Source organism: Bacillus manliponensis (assembly GCF_000712595.1).
In the GTDB taxonomy this organism is placed as follows: Bacteria; Bacillota; Bacilli; order Bacillales; family Bacillaceae_G; genus Bacillus_A; species Bacillus_A manliponensis.
The window spans coordinates 1-348 of the sequence record NZ_JOTN01000097.1 but is presented as its reverse complement, the minus strand read 5'-3'; the positions used below and the strand labels follow the sequence as shown (position 1 = coordinate 348).

Genomic DNA, 348 nt, shown 5'->3' with positions numbered 1-348 from the left:
TATCGGTTAGAAAAGTTCCACGTTTTTTCCCCTTTCTTCACCGTTCCATTTTCGTTGAAATGATTGGGATTGGTCACCCGCTTAGACCGTTCCATTTTGCGCTGGATACGCCTCAGCTCAGCTTCATCAACGTGACACTCTGGCGCAAGCTCACGAAGTTCTACTTTATTTTCACTACAGATTGCGATTGTAGAAGAACCAATGTCAAGACCAACACGTTTCGTTTCATCATCAGCAATCTTTCGGTTCCGTTTTATTGGTGGATAGCCTTCTTGAATCAGTTGTGCGAAATAACGAACTTTCCCACGTACTTCACGCTTTACAATGCGCACATACTTTGTCTTGTCC

1 pseudogene is annotated in these 348 nt (G+C 43.7%); it reads right to left on the bottom strand.

Features of this window, described 5'->3' with window-relative positions:
* Positions 1 to 348, bottom strand: a pseudogene (locus tag BAMA_RS24825) (RNA-guided endonuclease TnpB family protein); the annotation flags it as partial.